Here is a 17,958-nt window from a genome sequence, read left to right on the forward strand (position 1 = left end):
CCTGTTGGGAGAGCATGTTCGCAAGCGCTGCCCAGCCGTAGGGCGGCGAAGAGGGCAAAAACATGCGCTTGCGGCCTGTTTCAGGCTGCTTTGCCGGTATGGCTGGTAGTGGTGGCTGCAGCACGCTCCTGGTCCAGGCGCAGCATGCGGGTGCTGACAAAGCCATAGAGCGTGAAGCCCACGATGGTTGCCACGCCGCCGAGCATCAAGGCCTCGGTCCCCGAGCTGTACAGGGCCAGATAGCTGTAGGCTGCAGCGACCCACGAGATGATATTGACGAACAAGGCCTTTTTAGGGGGAACGCCCGCAACCTTCTGGATGGTCATCAAGGCCGCCATGGACAGGATGTAGGGCACGATGTTCGTCACCACCGCCAGGTTCACCAGCGTGTCGAACTGCTTGGTCAGATCGGGGCTGATGGTGAGCAGGGCGAGGCCAGTCTGGGCGGCCAGCAAGATCAGCATGGCCACGATAGGGGTACCTGCCTTGTTCACCTTGGCAAAGATCGGTAGAAAGTAGCCGGTGTCCGACGAGCTTTTGAACACCTGCGCAATGGTGAACTGCCAGCCCAGCAACGAGCCGATGCATGCCAGCACCATCAGGCCCATGATGATCTGCCCGACCAGGGGGGTGAACATGTACGCGAACACCAGGCCAAAGGGCGCAGTGGAGGCCGCCAACTCCGGATTGGAGACGATGCCCGCCATGACGTTGGTCGAGACGATGTAGATCACGGCAGCGCCGATCGTGCCACCGAGCACGGCAATTGGCACGTTCTTTTCGGGGTTCTCCACCGCGTCGGCGTTGGCGCAGGCAGACTCCATTCCCAAAAACGCCCACAGGGTGATGGCCACGGAAGAGCTGGCTGCCTGCAGGAGCGACAAACCATGCGGGTTCCAGGCTTCGGCGTAGGTGCTGGGGCTGAACCAGAACCAGCCAAATGTGGAGACGCCAACCACCGGAAGAATCACGCCCCAGACGGTGACCCCACCGATCTTGCCGGTCACGCTGGCACCGCCGAAGTTGGCAATGGTGGTGATCCACAGCAATGCAATCGTCATGAGGCCCACGCCCACGGGGCTCAGCTGCAGAGAAAACAGCTCGGTCAGGTAGCCCACCGCAGTGATGCCAATGGCCACATTGGCGATCAACAGAGACGTGCCATAGGTGTAGTTCACCAGATAGTTGCCGGCACGGCCAAACGCATATTCCGCATAGCCCCCCATGCCGCCAGACTTGCGGCTGAGCATGCCGCACTGGGCAAAGGCATAGGCCAGTGCCAGCGAGCCCGTTGCGGTGACCAGCCAGGAAAGGATGGAGATGGCCCCCACCTGTGCCAGCTTGGTGGGCAACAGAACAATGCCAGACCCAAGCATGTTGACCACGGTCAGCATGGTCAGCTGCACCACGGTCATTTTTTTGGTTTGCGCCATTCTCACTCCTTTTCCTGAATGAAGGTTTCTATTCGCCTGGGCGTTGATGGAAAACGCAAGGGATGTGCCCTCAGACTCAACACCTGCAACGCTGGGCAGCGGTTATCCAAAATCGCGAAAATTATTTCTCTGTGGCAAGCGCTCAGATGATAAATATGCAACAGGCAAAATGCATCGATTAAATCAATGCAAAAAATATAACGAGAAATGAATTTTGATCAGGGAATTATATTTTGATACATGCCTGATTTCTGCACCGATCATAATTTAATGATCTTTCATCCCTGTGAAAGTGCCTCACAAATTGCCCCGAACCCCATGATGCTTGATATATGTCAAGTATTGACTCTGCAAACACGGTAACGCACGCAGATATCTCCCAATCTGCATTCGCCGCAGCATGAAATTCGCGCTCCGATAGAGAAGGTGATTGCCTTTTTATGAAGCTTCGCAACTGATGGCATAGCGGGGCAGCACATTCATGGCTTCAGCTTCATTCAATGCCGTGCCGTGCAGAGCGTTCCTAAGCCTCAAATCACACGCAATGCGCCCGGATTCGTCACAAAATGCTGCAAAGTGCCAGAGAATTTGGGGACAGAGAGAGGGGCAGAAGCAGCGCCCCTCCAAGCCCGAAACAGTTCAGTCGACCGTTATATCGAAGCCAAATTCAAGGGTTTTTCGAAAGCTGGAGTCATGCCAGCCCCGCGCCTCGATTTCTGCCGTGCCTCGATAGCTGCCAGAGCGCATATCTGGGTTGTCTGCGCGCACAAAGCTGAGCTGCAAGCTGCTATATCGAGGATTACTAGAGCAAGTCCTAGCATCGTTCATGCCTCGGGTGTAACACGAATTAGACCGCCCGGCACGGATATTTGCCACGTAGGGCAGTCCCGTGGCATTGTTGATCAACGTCACTTTGATCGCGGATGGTTCACGCGGCCCATCCCAAACCAACGAAGTCGGCCCCATTACACCCATCTGGAACGGAACCACAAATGCAACGCTACCGTAGCCTGCCAATGGACCTTGGTCTGACAACTCGAAAGTTTCGCCGTTGCGTACAACGCCATCAAGCGGCCGTGTCTCGATATCAGCATTCAGCTCCAGCGTGCGGCGGTACCCGGAGTCATGCCAACCCTGCGCCTCAAGTGTGAAGCTCCCCTGATAGTGCCCGGCAGGAAGGGTAGGGTTATCGGTTTCGACATAAGTCAGAATCAAATGGCTATTGCGCGCGGTGTAACAGGTTGAGGCATCGTTCATGGAGACAAGTCCTGTCTGTGCCGCGCAGGAATCATCCCGATAACCTCTGATTCGCACGGGGCGTTTTACCCCTGTAGCGATGTCGGTGAGATCCACTGTTAGCATGGCTGGGGTGTTGGCTCCGCTCCATGTCAAACCAGTAGGTCCCGTTACCCCCGCCTGAGAAGGCACAACAAACCCGACCGAGCCAAGATTTGTATCGAAGCCTAAATCAGTCAACAGCTCAAAATCGATTCCGGCAAACACCGTACCATCGATCACGGGGGAGACTTCGTCATACATGGCAGTGCCCTTGCCAATGCGGACCTCCGTCACATGGACGGTAATTGGCGGCTCGGGCAACGCGTTATCATTGTTGCGCGAAGGTCGATAGATGCCAGTCTTGAAATAAGGTGTTCGAGGAATGGTCAGGTTATACACATTCTGGCCACTGCGGGACCAGACCCGGACACCATCGCGCCAGATTTCGAGCAATCCGTCGGAACCAGTCGACCATTTTGCATGTACTACCCAATTGACCCATTCCCCAGCGACCGCCGGTTCGTCCAGCACTTGGGATGATCGCTGTATGGCCGCTGGCGATCCCCACGCAGTATTGATGACCCAGCGATCATTTTTCAGCGCAATGGCCAGATTGGGGAAATTGCGATCAACCTTCTCGTTTCCCATGACAGCATGCCATTGCATGACGATAAAGCCTTGCTGATCGGTTGGTACCTGCTGTACAGCCAGACGCTCGCCATACCAGCGCTCCTGAAGCCCTTCCTCGGCGGGCAGTGCCAGCTCTGCCCGAAAGGAACCGGGAGTGCCTGGAACGGTAAATTTGGCAGCGCGCCGACCATCCATCCCTGGCGCATTCACCAGTTGAACACGATCAGAGAAGGTAGGGCGTTGCGCCGGATCGTAGATCGCATCGATGGACAAGGTCCATTTGAGGAAGTTGCCTGACCGAAAATCTTCTTTGAAAATAAGAGGTACGCCTGTATTGAAGACATCCTGCGGTGAGAGCTGCTGTGAAGCCTGCTGTGCTTGGGTACTGAGTGCAACACAGAAAAGTGAGAGGATCACGGCGGTGATCTTCACAAATATTTTCCTGATCGCATAATTCGAGATGTTTATGTTCTGAATGAGCATAAAAAGACCTTTCCATCAGTTTATTCATCGTGAGATGGGATGATGAGAGTGAGAAAGATCTTAAATATTATCCAGACCTCATTCAAAATGAAGCTGCAAGGCTGCGCGAAATGTGTGCGATTTTTGTTTATGAACAAATACTTGTTATTTTGTGCCCTGCTTGCTGATTGATTTCTAATAAATCTATTTATTTGAAATTTCTATTTATTAATAAGAAATTTTGGCATTAATTGCCGCCAAATAACCCTGAAAATCATAGATTATGCAATGGAGAAGAGATGCCGGGCTAAAGCTATCTGCAGTACAAACGAACGACACGGCTAGGCGCCGCCGGGAGGCAGCGACTATCCAGGGAGCGTTAGCGGCCCCAGCGCAGGGGGGCAGCAACACTGCCTGTTTCCGCCAGCGGCCAATGGTGGCCTTGTTGCTCCACTCAGGCTCCCAACGACTTGCAGACAGCTAGCCCGCAGCGCTTGCTACTGACACAAGACGCCTTCGCGCATACACCAGCCCTGCATCTTAGGCTCCCCAGATATCAGTGCTGATGGCTTTGTACCAGGCGGCCCCGTAGTCCGCCTCGGCCTTGCGGAACGCGGCATCCTTGTTGGCAGGGCTGACCCCGCCAGAGTTGGGCACTTCCATCATCTTGCCCTCCTGAGCGCGGTAAACGCCCGCCACAGAAATGCCGTAGTCCGGGCCGACAAAGCTGTAGCAGGTATTGGCAAACGAGGCAGTCGGCAGGGCGCTGCCTGCCAACTCGGCGGCAATCGCCGCTGCGGCGACCTTGCCCTGGATGTTGGCGGCAAAGCCGGACTTGGGCATGGGCGCCGCGATGGTGGCATCGCCCAGCACATGGATATGGCGCACCAACCGGGACTCGAAATTCTCCGCCTTGATCGGCACCCAACCGCTTGCGTCCGCCACACCGGCACGCTCGGCAATGAACCCCGCCTTCTGCGCAGGAATCACGTTGAGGACGTCTGCCGTATAGCGGTTGCCAAAGACGGTTTCCACCTCCAGACGCCTGGCATCCACGCGGCCGACCTTGCCATCGTCAGATTGTTTGATCCATTCGATCATGTCGCCATACAGCGCTTTCCAGCCCTGGATAAACAGGCCTTGCTTGGAGAACTGGTCTTTGCTGTCCAGCAGGAGAATCTTGCTTCTGGGCTTGTGCGTTTTCAGATAGTGCGCAACCATGGCCGCTCGCTCGTAAGGGCCGGGCGGACAGCGGAACGGGTTGTCGGGGATGACCATCACAAAGCGCCCGCCATCGGGCATGGCCTCCAGCTGCTTTTTCAGCAACTGGGTCTGGGCACCGGCCTTCCAGGCGTGGGGCGCCCATTGGGCTGCTGCCTCGTCATAACCTTCCAGGGCATTCCAGCGCATATCAATGCCGGGCGAGAGCACCAGCTTGTCATAGCGCAGCGTCTGGCCATCGGAGAGCTTGATGCTGCGTGCTGCACCGTCCACCGATTCCGCGCTCGCCTGCACCACGGTCACACCGGCTTTGCGCAAACCGTCATAACCATGGCCAATGCTGTCCCAGCTGCGCAGCCCAGCCAGGTACAGATTGGAGAACGGGCAGGTGTAAAAGCGCTCGGAGGGCTCTACCAAGGTCACATTGATGTGCGGCGCAAACCGCCGCAGATAGCGAGCGGCTGTGGCTCCACCGAAGCCCCCGCCCACAATCACCACATGGGCCGAGGCTGCCTGGGCACGAACAATGGCGGGCATGGCCAGACTGGCCGCTCCGGCGGCTACCCCCCCCAGAAGATCTCTACGGCGTATTGGCATCATGGCTTCTCCTTGCTGAACCATTGGGCCAAGGCTTGCAATTGCTTGTCGTCATAGCCTTTCGCCAAGCGATCCATCACCGTGGCGTCCTTGGCCGTTCCGGCTTTGAAAGACTGCAGCCGTTGCAGCAAATATTCCTGCGGCAGGCCGCGCAATGGGGTGATGCCACCGGAGTTGCGCCCATCCGTGCCATGGCAGTTGGCGCAACTGGCCGCGAGCACCGCTACATCCTGGGGGCGCAACTGGGTGGAGGGCGTATCGGAAGCGGAATGGGCAAAGGTGCCCAGTAGCGTCAAGCCCAGGCCGGTAACGACGCCCAGAGGCGACCTAGACACCGCAAATCGATGGCGAGTTGATCGTGACATAGAAGCTCCTGCAAAGGCCGCCATGTGGCAGTTTGTGTTCAAGCAAACCCATCCCATTGATCATGATTTTTATATAAAAGCATCGAATCAGGCTGAGATGGCCTTGGCCTTGATCCGGAGTCTTTACATATCATAGGCAGCCTGGACGGATATGGAAATGCAACGGGTACACTTTCCCAGTTATGCAAAGTGCGCTCGCTGACCTGAAAAAACTGCGCAGCCTGGGTGCGAGACATGCCAGCACTGCGGTACGTGTCCCGAAATCGGGACGCAATGCGGGTACGAGTGTCTGGGTCATGGCGGGCAGGCCGTACTTCTTCTTTAATTTATACGATGTATATTATGTTAAGTTTAAAATAGAGTAGCACGACAACCCCATGGACCGCATCCCTCAGCAATGAACCCAGATCAAACCCTCTTCTCGATCCAGACGATATTCAGGGTTAACTCTGGGTAATTCTGTGTTCCGTGAAGAAGCTTTGCGTCCACAATTTCCTCTTGGCCCATCCAAGGAGAGATTACCCAATGCAAATCCCATCCCATCCTGCGTCTTCCGTGTCACCACGCTACAGTCTTGTGGCGTTGGCGTCGATTGTGTTGTTGTCTCTGGCGGGCTGTGGCAGCTCTGGCGGCAATGACGACAAGCTGGTCAGCACGGCTTGCGAGGCGTCCACCAACGACGGCTCGGTGGTGGTGGGGTCTGGCCTGCCAGGCGATCCATCGTTTCCCGAACTTGCCTCTGGCTACCGTACCGGCAAGAAGGTCGTGGAAGGCAACAAGTACATGGTGGTCACTGCCAACCCGCTGGCGTCCAAGGCGGGTTGCGAGGTGCTCAAATCCGGTGGCTCTGCGGTTGATGCGGCGGTTGCTGTGCAGATGGTGCTGGGGCTGGTGGAGCCACAATCGAGCGGCATTGGCGGCGGCGCTTTCATGCTGTACTACGATGCGGCCAGCAAGAAAGTGACGGCCTATGATGGCCGTGAAACGGCGCCCGCCGCAGCCACGCCGGATTACCTGCGCTACATCAGCGATGCCGACAAGACCGTGCCGCAGCCCAGCGCCCGTGCCAGTGGCCGCGCGGTGGGCACGCCAGGCGCTGTGCGCATGCTCGATCTTGCGCACAAGGACCACGGCAGCAAGCCCTGGAAGGACCTGATCCAGCCCGGTATTGATCTGGCCACCAATGGCTTCAAGATCAGCGGCCGCATGTCGGATGCGCTGGCGGGCGCCAAGACGGCGCTGCAGGCCGATGCCGATGCGATTGCGCTGTATTTCAATGCAGACGGATCTACCAAGAGCCTGGGCCAGACCTTTACCAACCCCGCCTACGCAGCAACCTTGACCAAGATTGCCACTGGTGGCGCCGATGCGTTCTATACCGGCGCCGTGGCGCAAGGCATCGTGAACAAGATTGGCGTGACGCAGAACGTGACAACAGGCACGCCCATCACCCCGGGCGTCACCACCATGGCCGATCTGGCGGGCTACCAGGCCAAGAAGCGTGATGCAGTCTGCACCACCTACCGCGCCAAGTATGTGATCTGTGGCATGCCACCCCCATCGTCCGGCGGCATTGCGGTGGCGCAGGCCATGGGCGTGCTGGAGAATTTTGATCTGGCACCGCACAAACCTACGGCACTGGATCTGGAAGGCGGCAAGCCGACGGCCATGGGCGTGCATCTGGTCAGCGAAGCCGAGCGCCTCGCCTATGCGGACCGCGACGTGTATGTGGCTGATACGGACTTCACCCCCCTGCCCGGCCCTGTGGGCTCTACCCTGCTCGACAAGAATTACCTCAAGAGTCGCGCCGCACTCATCTCCACCAAGCAGAGCATGGGCACCGCCACGGCAGGCCAGTTCAGCAATACCCGCATGGGTGTGAGCAAGGTGGCTGAAAACGGCACCACCCACATGACCATTGTCGACGCCAAGGGCAACGTTGTGAGCATGACGACGACGGTGGAAGCGGGCATGGGTTCGTACCACATCACCCAAGGTTTTGTGCTGAACAACCAGTTGACCGATTTCTCGGCCACGCCCACCTCCGCAGATGGCCTGCCGATCGCCAACAAGCTTGAAGCCGGCAAGCGCCCCCGCAGCTCGATGGCGCCAACCCTGGTGTTCGATGCCAACGCAGACGGCACGCCCGGCGCCTTCAAGATGGCGACGGGCTCGCCTGGTGGCAGCACCATCATCCAGTTTGTCACCAAGACCTTGGTGGGCGCGCTGGACTGGGGCCTGGATGCGCAGCAAGCCACCAATCTGGTGAACTTTGGCGCGGCCAACAGCAAGACCACCAATCTGGGCGGCGAGCACCCCAATATCGTGGCGGCCAACAATGGCGATGCCGATCCGCTGGTGCAGGCGCTGCGCGCCATGGGTCACACCGTGTCGGTCAATGCCCAGTCGAGCGGCGTGGGCACGGTGATTCGCACCGCCTCCAGCGCGGGCGAGGCACGCCTCACCGGCGGCGCCGATCCGCGCCGCGAAGGTGTGGTTCTGGGTGATACCTACAAGGTCAAGCCCTAAGCTTTAAGCCCAGGCCAGCCTGGCAATTGCAAAAGCCGCTGCAGGCATGATCTGCAGCGGCTTTTTTTGGATGAAAATGGCATCAAATGCTTACGCAGCGCGCGCTGGCAGCTCCTGTTTTTGAAGGTGCTCGTTGATCTGGGCAATCACCGGCAGCAGGTCTGCCACGCTGTCGATCACAAAATGTGCGCCCGCCTCCTGCAGCTGCCGGGTGGCAGATGCGCGCACTGGCGCCTGCTCGGCCGGTGGCAGTGCCTGCCATTCGGGTAGAGACAGGCCGTTGGCGTTGCCGCTGATGGCGACGCCCACCGTCCAGCAGCCCGCGTTCAGGCCTTCGGCAATGCCAACGCCGGTGTCGTCCACCTTCACCACGGTAGATGCGGGCCACACGCCCAGGTCGGCAAAGCAGCGATACATCATCAAGGGGCTGGGACGGCCTGCGGCCAGATCGCCGGCGCAGACGACGTTGTCTGGCTCGTAGCCCGCCTTGGCGGCAATGGGTTGCAGCACATCCATGATCGGGCGGTTGTAGCCGGTAGTGCTGCCGATTTTGATGCCGTCGGCGCGCAGCCGGGCCACCACATCGAGCGCCCCGGGAATGAAATCGGCAAAATCGCCAACCACGCGGGCGTTCATCGGGGTGAATACTTCATACAGGTGGTCGATATCGCTGATGGCCACGGGCTTGCCATATTTGCGCTCCCATTGGGCGGCGACCTCCGGCAGACTGCACAGCGCATGGATGTGATCCCACTTGGCAGAGCCCATGGGGCCGCGTGCCTGCGCGATGGTGATGTCGACGCCGAAGTCCTTGAACAGCTGGACAAAGGCGCCCATGGGGGCACGCGAGCCAAAGTCGACTATCGTGCCGGCCCAGTCAAAGACGACGGCCTGAACGCGGTCGGTATGGTGAAAGTTCGTCATTTCGGATATCCAATGGTTTCAAGGTTGTGGGGGCAAGGCACGGGCCGCACCATGGCAGCACGGTGGCCTACCAGTTCTCGAAGGTGTCATGCGCCACGCCAAAACCGGTGCTGGCCCCGGTGCCGCTGGTGACCACGGCAACCCGGGTGGCGTCGTCCGGCGCCTCGATGAAGCAATCGGTGTCGGGCGCCGAGGGGTAGATGCCTACCCAGCGCTCCGTCACCATGTAGTCGCCCAGATGGAGTGCCTCGCGCATGTGGCGCAGCATCAGCTCGTCCACATCGTCCATCGCAAAAGGCGCAACCGACGCGCCGTAGTGGTGCGAATCTCCGACCACCAGGCTGCCATCGGCACTTTGCACGGCGATCAGATGGATGCCATGCGCGAGACTCTCGCCCTCTTCCTGCTGCAGTTGCGCAAGCAGTGCCTGGGCCTGTGGCAGTTTGCTGTAGCCGTGGTAGCGCACCAGGCTCAGGTCGCCCATGACGGAGGCTGTCAGCTTGAAGCCCGCCTGCGGCAGCACGCGCAGCATCTGCAACTGGCACAGCCGCACCTGGTGCTTGGTAAACAACTGGCTGTAGAGGCCATGGATGTCGGCATTGGTGCAGACCACCACGCGCTCTGCGTGCAGGGTTGCCTTGGCGGTTACCACCTTGGGCGTAGCCACTTCCAGCACGGCTTCGCCAAAGCGAAAAGTGACGTTGTGCTGCTCGGCCAGCCAGCGCGTGAGCTGACCAATGGCCTGGCGCGACTCCACGCGCAGGTCGACAGGGCTGTGCAGCACGGCCCGGGCATTGCCCAGCTTCAGCTCAGGCGCGTGCCGCGCGGCCTGCTCGGGGCTCCTCAGCTCGCAGCCCACGCTCTGGGCCATGTCAGTTGCCATGAAGGCGTTCAGCACGTCCACGGCTTTGTCGCGGCTCGCCACCACGTTCAGGCCCTGGTGCACCACCTGGATGCCGGCTTGCGGTGCGATGGCGGCCCACACGTCGCGGGCGTAGCGCGCGCGTCGCCAAGTGTCGCCTGCGCCCTGCCCGGTCACGGTCACAAAGCCGAAATTGCGGATGGATGCACTCACGCAAGCGGCGTCACGATCCACTACGCACACCTTCAGGCCCTTGCGGGCAGCCTCATACGCATGCGCCAGGCCAACAATGCCTGCGCCCACCACGATCACATCAAAACTGCTCACTGTTTTCCCTTTTGTCCAACATATCGTTGGCTGCATGCTATGAAATTTGATAGCACTGCGCTCATCCACATTGGGCTAGCACACTATTTATTAACAACTAGCGTTTGCGCCACGCCTGGGTCTTCTGCGTCAGCCACCAGCCTGCCGCCTGGTAGAGCACGGTCACCACGCAGCTGATGGCGGCAATCATCACGGCCATGGCGGCGGCGGCGGCCATGTCGCCCGCTTCGTCCAGGTTCAGGATGGCAACGGCGCCCAGCCGCGTATCCGGTGAATACAGAAACACCACGGCCGAGATCGTCGTCATCGCCGCAACGAAGAAGTAGCGCGACACTTCCAGGAGGGCGGGCAGGCACATGGGCAAGGTCACCTTGAACAAGGTGCGGTAGAAAGGCACCTTCAGCGACGCACTCACGGCTTCGAACTCGCCATCGATGGCCTTGAGCGCAGTCACCAGGGTCATGTGGCCGGTGGTGTAGTAATGCATCACCGTGCACAGCACCATGAGCGGCATGGTCTGGTACAGAAAATTGAGCGGATTGCCCGGCGCATTGAAGAAAAAGATATAGCCCAGGCCCAGCACCAGTCCGGGCACAGCCATGGGCACCATGGCCAGAAGGCGCAGCACCGGGCGAACGGCGTTCATGCCCTTGGTCTTTTCCAGCAGGTAGGCGCCGGTGAACACGACCACGGGGCCGGCAATTGCGGCGCTCACCGCCATGGTGAGGCTGTTGAAGATGGCAGTATCGACACCGGCATCCACCAGGCCACTGGTGTAGTGCGACAAGGTCAGGCCCAGCTGGTACGGCCAGAACTGCACGAGCGATGCAAAGATCGCCATGCCGAACATGGCCAGCATCAGCGCCGCCATGCCCCAGGCGAGCACTGCGCAGGTGCGGTCGGTGGCCGCGTGCCTGGTAGGCTGCAGCACCACGGCGCGCGCCGTCAGCACCGAGGTCTGCTTTTTCTGCACCTGGCGGTCAATCAGGTAGGTGATGACGGCAGGCAGCAACAGCAACAAGGCCACCACAGCACCGCGCTGAAAATCCTGCTGGCCGATCACGAGCTTGAAGACATCGGTGGCCAGCATGTTGAAATTGCCGCCAATCACCTTAGGAATTCCAAAATCGGTGATCACTAGGGTGAATACCACCAGCGCTGCCGACACCACGCCATAGCGCGCGGCAGGCAGGGTGACGGTGAGAAACTGGCGCGTGCGGCTCGCCCCCAGGGCGGTAGCGGCTTCGTAGAGGCGCTGGTCGCCCACGGCCAGCGCGGTCACCATGATCATCAGGGCATGGGGAAAGGTGGCAAAACACTGGGCGAGCACGATGCCGGGCGCGCCGTAGATGCTGTCAAAGCCGAAAGCCTGCACCGTGCCCTTGAAGACGCCCTGGTTGCCAAACCAGTAGATGAGCGAGATGGCCGACAAAAGCGATGGCGCGAGCAGCGGCAGCAGGCTGATGCTGCGCAGCACGCCCTTGCCACGGATGCCAGAGCGCGTGATGGCATAGGCAAACCCAAAAGCCAGAGGCACCACGAACACGGTCACCAGCAGCGACACCCAGATGCTGTTCCACAGGCTGCGCAGCAAGGCTGGAGACTGGAAGTACTGGATGAACCGGGCCAGGCCCGCGCCCTCCCCGTTCTGCCCGGGGGCAAATGCGTGGCTGAGCAAGGCAGCCAGCGGAGCCAGCAGCCCGACGACCAGCAGCGCGGTGAGAAGAAGCAGCCCGGCGTGCGCCATGCGATCAGCGGGGGCTGTGCGAATACCCGCGCTGCGCAAGCCCGATGGAGCCGTGCCGCTATTCAGGGTGGTGGTGGAAGAAGTCATAAAGCTCCGAAAGCCCGCTGCCGCCTGCACTGCGCGGCCTGAGCGCCCAAGGGCCGTTGTTGTCTAAGCCCGGCGCGGTTTCTAGTGAAATCAGGCACTAGCGCCCGTCCATCAAGCGCTGGCAGCTATCAATATTTCTGCGCAAAAATCTTCAACTGTGTGGCGTTGACCGAGAACTGCAGCCAGCGGCCAGGCTGCACATCGAGCTGGGTCCACTGCGCAAGCGACAGCTGCAGCTGAATGCGCTGCTCGGGCAGGCGCGGCACTTCGGCGTGCACGATGCAGGTGGCGCCCAGAAATTCCATGTGTTCGACACGGCCCGTCCACACGGGCGCGCCCGTCGCGGGCGGCACGCTGGCGGCAGGCGGCATTGCCGTGCAGTTGTGCACGCTGCAGTCCTCGGGGCGCAGGTACACATCGAGCGCCTGGCCTTTGGCGAGCTGCGGCGTCTGCGGGCAGAACAGCTTGTGGCCACCCAGGGTGATGCCGCCGTCTCCGGCCGCAATGGCCTGGAGCTTGTTGGCCTTGCCGATGAATTCGGCCACAAAGGGGGTGGCGGGCCGCTGGTAAATCTCCATCGGCGTGCCCACCTGCTCCACCACGCCATGGTTCATCACCACCACCCGGTCGGCGATGGCCATGGCCTCTTCCTGGTCGTGCGTGACCATGATGGTCGTCACGTACAGGCGCTGCTGCAGTGCCCGGATTTCATTGCGCAGGTGTACGCGCACCGTGGCGTCGAGCGCAGACAGGGGTTCGTCCAGCAGCAGCATGCCGGGCGACATGGCTAGCGCCCGGGCCAATGCCACGCGCTGCTGCTGTCCGCCCGAGAGTTGCGCCGGGTATTTGGGGCCGCTGCCCGACAGGCCTACCGTCTCCAGCAAGGCATGCACCTTCTGCGCCACCAGGCTTTTGGGCTGGCGTTGGCTCACGAGGCCGTAGGCCACGTTGTCCGCCACGGTCAGATTGGGAAACAGCGCATACGACTGGAACACGATGCCGTAGTCGCGCTGGGCGGCAGGCAGCTCGGAGATGTTCTTGCCGTCCTGCCACACCTCGCCGCTGGTCTGCGCTTCCAGCCCTGCAATCGCCCGCAGCAAGGTGGTCTTGCCGCAGCCCGAAGGCCCCAGAAAGCACACCAGCTCGCCGCGCTGGATCTGCAGGCTGACCGATTGCAGCGCGGTAAAGCTGCCGTAGCGCTTGTGCAGATGACGAATGTCAAGGTACGGGACACCCGTATCCTGCGGGCGCGCCGCCGGCGCGCCCAGGGGCTCAAATGCGTACGACGTGTCACGCAACGGCAAGGGGGCCGTTGCGGCGGCGCTCTGTCCGGTCAGTTCTGCATTCATGGACGCTGTTTCCCGCTCGCTCACTTCTTGGCTTCGCTTTTGGCGTCGTAACGCTTGGTCCACTCGGCCAGCACGCGTTCGCGGCTATCGGCCATCTTGCCGAAATCCAGCGGAATCAGGCGCGATTCGTAGTCGGCAGGAATATTGGCCAGCTTGGGCGCCACGCCGGGCATGGTGGTGACGGCAAAGTTCTTGCCATACAGCTCCATGGCATCCTTGCTCACGGCCCAGTCCACCAGCTTCTGGGCGGCCTGCTCATGCTTGGTACCCTTGTAGATGCTGATGCCTTCCAGATCCCAGCCCAGACCTTCCTTGGGGAAGACGAGGTCGATAGGCGCGCCCTTGGCCTTGTTGGCGTGGCCACGGTATTCGAACGAGATGCCAGCAACGTACTCGCCCTGGGCAGCCATGTTGCAGGGCTTGGAGCCCGAGTGGGTGTACTGGGCGATGTTCTCGTGCAGCGCGTCCATGTACTTCCAGCCGCCGCCCTTGCCGTTGTCATCACCAAACAGCTGCAGCCAGGCGGCCACGTCGAAGTAGCCGGTACCGCTCGATGCAGGGTTGGGCATCACGACCTGGCCCTTGAACTCCGGCTTGGTCAGGTCTTGCCAGCTGGTGGGCAAAGGAATATTGCGCTTCTTCGCTTCGACCGTGTTGAAGCAGATGGTGGCGCCGAACACGTCCATGCCCACCCAGTGCGGTGGGTTCTTGCTGTCGCGGTACTTGGCGGTAATGGCTTCCAGGCCCTTGGGCGCGTAGCCTTGCAGCATGTCGTTCTTGTCGAAAATGGCCAGGCTCGATGCAGCCACGCCCATGATCACGTCCGCCTTGGGGTTGGCCTTTTCGGCGAGCAGCTTGGCGGTGATGACGCCCGTCGAATCGCGCACCCACTTGATTGCGATATCGGGGTTGCTCTTGGTGAAGGCGGTTTCGTAGGCCTTGAGCTGGTCGATTTCCAGCGCGGTATAGACCGTCAGCTCGGTCTTTTGGGCATATGCCGCACCTGCGGCCACCAATGCGGCTGCGGCCGCCACGAGCTTCTTCCAGTTTTGCATTCCGAACTTTCCTGCGTTGTATGGGATGGATCGGCAGGAAGTATCTGAATGTTCTGTGACCTCGGCATGGCATATCGATGAAGCTTTTGTGACGTATTGCCGCGTCGCCGCCATGGGGCAATGGCCTGGGGAAAGGATATGCAACATACGTCACGCATGGCCGACTGCTATGCTGCAGCCATGCAATCCTCACTCTGGACCGTCCATGTCGACGGCAGCGCCCTCCCCAATCCCGGGCGCATGCGCATTGGCGGCGCGGCCCTGGCGCCCAATGGGCAAAGCCACAGTTTCAGCGTGGCACTGCCCGGCACGGGTTGCAACAACGAAGCCGAAGCGCGTGCCGCCATCCATGCGCTGCACTGGTTGCAGCAACTGGGCGCGCGCGAGGTACTGCTCTATACCGACAACAGCATTCTTGCCGAACAACTGGCGCGAGCCCCTGCCAAGCCTATCGCGCGGCTGGCCGATATTTATGACAAGGCGCGCGCCCTGCTGGCGGGGTTCGACCGTGTGCAGGTTCAGTGGATTCCCAGGCACAGGAATACTGTGGCGGATAGTTTGGCCAGGGGTGACGGTGAACAGGCCATGGAGGGGCGCAACACGGTCGCTGGTCGGTAAGATCCTGTTCAAAGGACCGTAGCGCCTGTGTTTGCAGGAAGCGTGTTGCCATCCCTATTGAAATTTCTCCATCCACCTGCGATGCAGCCCTTCACCGGCTCAACGCCTGGCGCGGTATGCCGCCCTGGCGAAATTGCGGCCCATGCGAGCCGCTCGGGCTGATTGCGCAGGGCTGCGCGACGAGCCGCGTGCGCCCTCTGATTCACGACTTTTCGCAACACCAGCAGCAGCGGCATGCGCAGTCCCTGCTGCAGTTGATTTCTGGATGGCATCCGCCTGCAGGCGTTCGATATCCCGCTGCAACTGGCTTTTCTGTGCATGGAACTGCTGGTCCATCAGCGCAATCTGGTGCGCATGCTGGCTCATCGTGGCCTGCAGGTCCTGCTGCAATTGCTGGGCTCTGGTTTGTGATTGGCTCCACTGCGCCTCCACCTCCGCCGCCTGCAACTGCAAGGCCTTGCGCTCGGCGTGCCAGTCCACCTCCAGCCTGGCCAGCTTTTCCTGCTCGGCCCGGTGCGCAGCCATCCACTGCTTGACCTCCTGCCGGGCGCGGTCAATGTCCTGCAGCGCGCGGTGCTGCTGCGCCTGGGCGGCTGCATGCTGCTCACGCAGATGTTCCGCATGGGCCCGGTCTACCTCATCGCGCGCCTTGCGGCTGGCAGACAACTCCTGTTCCAGCGCCTGCAGGCGCTGCTGCTGCTGAGCGGCAAACTGGTCCTTCTGGCGGGCGCCCTGCTCCAGCTCGGCCAGGCGCGCGCCCTGCATCTTGATCTGCGCATGGGCCACGGCCAGCGATTGCTCCAACGAAGCCCGTTGCTGGGCCATGGCTGCCTGCTCCTGTGCCAGGGCGTTCTTTTCGGCGTCCAGCGCCTGCCGAGCGGCCTGCAACTGCTCGCGCTCCTGCGCCAGTTGCGCCTGCGCGGCATCCACCGCCTGGTGCATCGCCGCATCCCACAGGGCCTGCGCAGCCTGCAGAACCGGCGCTGGTGCCGATGTGCCCCTGCCCTCCTCTGCGACAGGTACGGTGCCGCTGCCCTTGAGTTGCGCCATGCGGGGCCCCAAGGTGGCAAACCACTCCTCCAGCATGGGGCTGACGGTATTGGGCGAGCCGCGCCCAATCTTCTGGCGCACCCGCTCGATCGTGGGGCGTTTGCCCTCCAGCAGCAGCGCGTCGGCCGCTGCCCAGACATCGTCGCGCTGGATGGCGCGCTGGCTACGCAAATTTTCCATGGTTCACCCGGTTTTCTGGTTTACTATCGATAAGAGGTATTTATCGATACTTTCATTGGTATTTAATGTAATACATCATACATTAGATGTAATATTTATTCAATATGAAATCCAACAATCCACGCCGTGGCGCTTTGCAACCCCTTTTGGCAGCCCTGTCCACTACCGATGTGCTGCCACTGCAGGCGGACGCCCTGTCGCAGGCGGCGCGCACGGCTTTGGACGCCTTGCGGCTGGAGGCCGAATCGGCCAATACCACGCACAGCTACCAAAGCGCCCTGCGCTACTGGGCCGCGTGGTACTGGCTGCGCTACCGGCAGGCCATTGCCCTGCCCTTGTCTGTTACTGCGGTGCTGCAATTCATTGCAGACCACGGCGAACGCGTCTTGGAAGACGGGCTGGCCTGCGACCTGCCCGCATCCATCGACGCGCAACTGGTGCAGGCGGGCTTCAAGGGGAAAACGGGGGCTCTGGCGCATTCCACGCTGGTGCACCGGATTGCCGTGCTCTCCAAGGCGCACAGCCGCAAGGCGCTCACCAACCCGTGCCGCGATGCCGAGGTGCGCGAAGCCCTCTCCCACTTGCGCAAGGCCTATGCACGGCGAGGGGCACTGGCTCAGAAAAAGGCTGCGCTGACGCGGCTTCCGCTGGAGCAGTTGCTGGCCACCTGCGACGACAGCCTCAGAGGTCGGCGCGACCGCGCACTACTGCTGTTTGCCTGGGCGAGCGGCGGCAGGCGTCGCTCGGAGGTGGCCGAGGCGCGCATGGAGTGGCTGCAGCCCATGGGGCCGCACCAATACCTGTATGACCTGCGCCTGTCCAAGACGAATCAATCAGGGGTGGATCGTCCAGAAAATTTGAAGCCTGTTGTAGGCCCTGCCGGCGTGGCGCTGGCGCATTGGCTGCAGGCCGCAGGTATCAGCGAGGGGCCCATCTTTCGGCGAATCTTCAGGAATGGACGGGTGGGCGACACGGCACTGACGCCACTGTCCGTAAACAACATCGTCAAGGAGCGCTGCGCCTTGGCGGGCATTGACGGCAATTTTTCGGCGCATTCGCTGCGCTCGGGCTTTGTGACCGAAGCCGGACGCCAGAACATGGCCTTGGTCGACACAATGGCCATGACGGGCCACCAGAGCGCCTCCACCGTCCTGGGCTACTTCCGCGCCGAGGCGCCGCTGGCCAACAAGGCGGCCCGCCTGCTCGAAGACCCCGGCACAGAGGTGTGACAGAAGACAGGTAGG

Annotated in this window: 13 protein-coding genes; 3 read left to right on the forward strand and 10 right to left on the reverse strand. The window is 60.7% G+C overall.

From position 1 onward, the window contains the following. Positions 1-80: 80 nt before the first annotated feature. The 4 genes from potE to LAD35_RS09850 all read right to left on the reverse strand — a co-directional run bounded on the left by potE (position 81) and on the right by LAD35_RS09850 (position 5,986). Positions 81-1,433 (reverse strand): putrescine-ornithine antiporter, encoded by a 1,353-nt coding sequence (gene potE, locus LAD35_RS09835; RefSeq protein ID WP_224152490.1) that lies wholly within the window; start codon positions 1,431-1,433, stop codon positions 81-83. Between the two features lie 639 nt (positions 1,434-2,072). Further along, positions 2,073-3,824 (reverse strand): polysaccharide lyase, encoded by a 1,752-nt coding sequence (locus LAD35_RS09840; protein WP_224152491.1) that lies wholly within the window; start codon positions 3,822-3,824, stop codon positions 2,073-2,075. Positions 3,825-4,343: 519 nt separating this feature from the next. After that, a complete protein-coding gene (locus LAD35_RS09845) occupies positions 4,344-5,621 on the reverse strand; it encodes an NAD(P)/FAD-dependent oxidoreductase (protein ID WP_224152633.1) in 1,278 nt (425 codons plus the stop codon). Continuing rightward, on the reverse strand, positions 5,621-5,986 hold the full coding sequence (locus tag LAD35_RS09850) for a c-type cytochrome (RefSeq protein WP_224152492.1): 366 nt from the start codon (positions 5,984-5,986) through the stop codon (positions 5,621-5,623). The genes LAD35_RS09845 and LAD35_RS09850 overlap by 1 nt, the downstream gene beginning before the upstream one ends. Positions 5,987-6,511: 525 nt before the next feature. Between LAD35_RS09850 and ggt the strand changes: the two genes are divergently transcribed. Beyond that, on the forward strand, positions 6,512-8,515 hold the full coding sequence (gene ggt, locus LAD35_RS09855) for a gamma-glutamyltransferase (RefSeq protein ID WP_224152493.1): 2,004 nt from the start codon (positions 6,512-6,514) through the stop codon (positions 8,513-8,515). 90 nt (positions 8,516-8,605) lie between these two features. On the opposite strand, the gene phnX is transcribed toward ggt, so the two are convergent. From phnX to LAD35_RS09880, 5 genes are all read right to left on the reverse strand, one after another. After that, positions 8,606-9,439 carry a phosphonoacetaldehyde hydrolase gene (gene phnX, locus LAD35_RS09860; protein ID WP_224152494.1) on the reverse strand — a complete coding sequence of 278 codons (834 nt, stop codon included), beginning with the start codon at positions 9,437-9,439 and terminating at the stop codon, positions 8,606-8,608. Positions 9,440-9,506: 67 nt separating this feature from the next. Further along, on the reverse strand, positions 9,507-10,628 hold the full coding sequence (locus LAD35_RS09865) for a TIGR03364 family FAD-dependent oxidoreductase (RefSeq protein ID WP_224152495.1): 1,122 nt from the start codon (positions 10,626-10,628) through the stop codon (positions 9,507-9,509). A gap of 97 nt (positions 10,629-10,725) precedes the next feature. Then, a complete protein-coding gene (locus LAD35_RS09870) occupies positions 10,726-12,462 on the reverse strand; it encodes a putative 2-aminoethylphosphonate ABC transporter permease subunit (RefSeq protein WP_317986741.1) in 1,737 nt (578 codons plus the stop codon). Positions 12,463-12,590: 128 nt separating this feature from the next. Continuing rightward, positions 12,591-13,811, reverse strand: coding sequence for a putative 2-aminoethylphosphonate ABC transporter ATP-binding protein (locus tag LAD35_RS09875; RefSeq protein WP_224152496.1), 1,221 nt, complete (start codon positions 13,809-13,811; stop codon positions 12,591-12,593). A gap of 20 nt (positions 13,812-13,831) precedes the next feature. Further along, entirely contained in the window at positions 13,832-14,866 is a 1,035-nt protein-coding gene (locus LAD35_RS09880) for a putative 2-aminoethylphosphonate ABC transporter substrate-binding protein (protein ID WP_224152497.1), read from the reverse strand. A 180-nt stretch (positions 14,867-15,046) separates the two neighbouring features. Here LAD35_RS09880 and LAD35_RS09885 point away from each other — a divergent pair, with 180 nt between their 5' ends. Continuing rightward, the gene (locus LAD35_RS09885; RefSeq protein ID WP_224152498.1) at positions 15,047-15,484 is read left to right on the forward strand and encodes a ribonuclease HI family protein; all 438 of its coding nucleotides are present in this window, start codon (positions 15,047-15,049) and stop codon (positions 15,482-15,484) included. 99 nt (positions 15,485-15,583) lie between these two features. Here the strand turns inward: LAD35_RS09885 and LAD35_RS09890 are convergent, their stop codons facing one another. Continuing rightward, positions 15,584-16,714, reverse strand: a complete 1,131-nt coding sequence (locus LAD35_RS09890; RefSeq protein ID WP_224152499.1) for a DNA-binding protein — start codon at positions 16,712-16,714, stop codon at positions 15,584-15,586. Positions 16,715-16,818: 104 nt separating this feature from the next. Here LAD35_RS09890 and LAD35_RS09895 point away from each other — a divergent pair, with 104 nt between their 5' ends. After that, a complete protein-coding gene (locus LAD35_RS09895; RefSeq protein ID WP_224152500.1) occupies positions 16,819-17,943 on the forward strand; it encodes a site-specific integrase in 1,125 nt (374 codons plus the stop codon). Positions 17,944-17,958 lie beyond the last annotated feature (15 nt).

Source organism: Comamonas odontotermitis (assembly GCF_020080045.1).
Lineage (GTDB): Bacteria > Pseudomonadota > Gammaproteobacteria > Burkholderiales > Burkholderiaceae_C > Comamonas > Comamonas odontotermitis.

What these genes read in the sequence shown, in the direction of transcription:
- LAD35_RS09895 (WP_224152500.1), top strand. Translation starts at nt 16,819, where the DNA reads ATGAAATCCAACAATCCACGCCGTGGCGCTTTGCAACCCCTTTTGGCA.
- LAD35_RS09890 (WP_224152499.1), bottom strand. Translation starts at nt 16,714, where the DNA reads ATGGAAAATTTGCGTAGCCAGCGCGCCATCCAGCGCGACGATGTCTGG.
- phnX (WP_224152494.1), bottom strand. Translation starts at nt 9,439, where the DNA reads ATGACGAACTTTCACCATACCGACCGCGTTCAGGCCGTCGTCTTTGAC.
- ggt (WP_224152493.1), top strand. Translation starts at nt 6,512, where the DNA reads ATGCAAATCCCATCCCATCCTGCGTCTTCCGTGTCACCACGCTACAGT.
- LAD35_RS09885 (WP_224152498.1), top strand. Translation starts at nt 15,047, where the DNA reads ATGCAATCCTCACTCTGGACCGTCCATGTCGACGGCAGCGCCCTCCCC.
- potE (WP_224152490.1), bottom strand. Translation starts at nt 1,433, where the DNA reads ATGGCGCAAACCAAAAAAATGACCGTGGTGCAGCTGACCATGCTGACC.
- LAD35_RS09840 (WP_224152491.1), bottom strand. Translation starts at nt 3,824, where the DNA reads ATGCTCATTCAGAACATAAACATCTCGAATTATGCGATCAGGAAAATA.
- LAD35_RS09875 (WP_224152496.1), bottom strand. Translation starts at nt 13,811, where the DNA reads ATGAATGCAGAACTGACCGGACAGAGCGCCGCCGCAACGGCCCCCTTG.
- LAD35_RS09870 (WP_317986741.1), bottom strand. Translation starts at nt 12,462, where the DNA reads ATGACTTCTTCCACCACCACCCTGAATAGCGGCACGGCTCCATCGGGC.
- LAD35_RS09880 (WP_224152497.1), bottom strand. Translation starts at nt 14,866, where the DNA reads ATGCAAAACTGGAAGAAGCTCGTGGCGGCCGCAGCCGCATTGGTGGCC.
- LAD35_RS09850 (WP_224152492.1), bottom strand. Translation starts at nt 5,986, where the DNA reads ATGTCACGATCAACTCGCCATCGATTTGCGGTGTCTAGGTCGCCTCTG.
- LAD35_RS09845 (WP_224152633.1), bottom strand. Translation starts at nt 5,621, where the DNA reads ATGCCAATACGCCGTAGAGATCTTCTGGGGGGGGTAGCCGCCGGAGCG.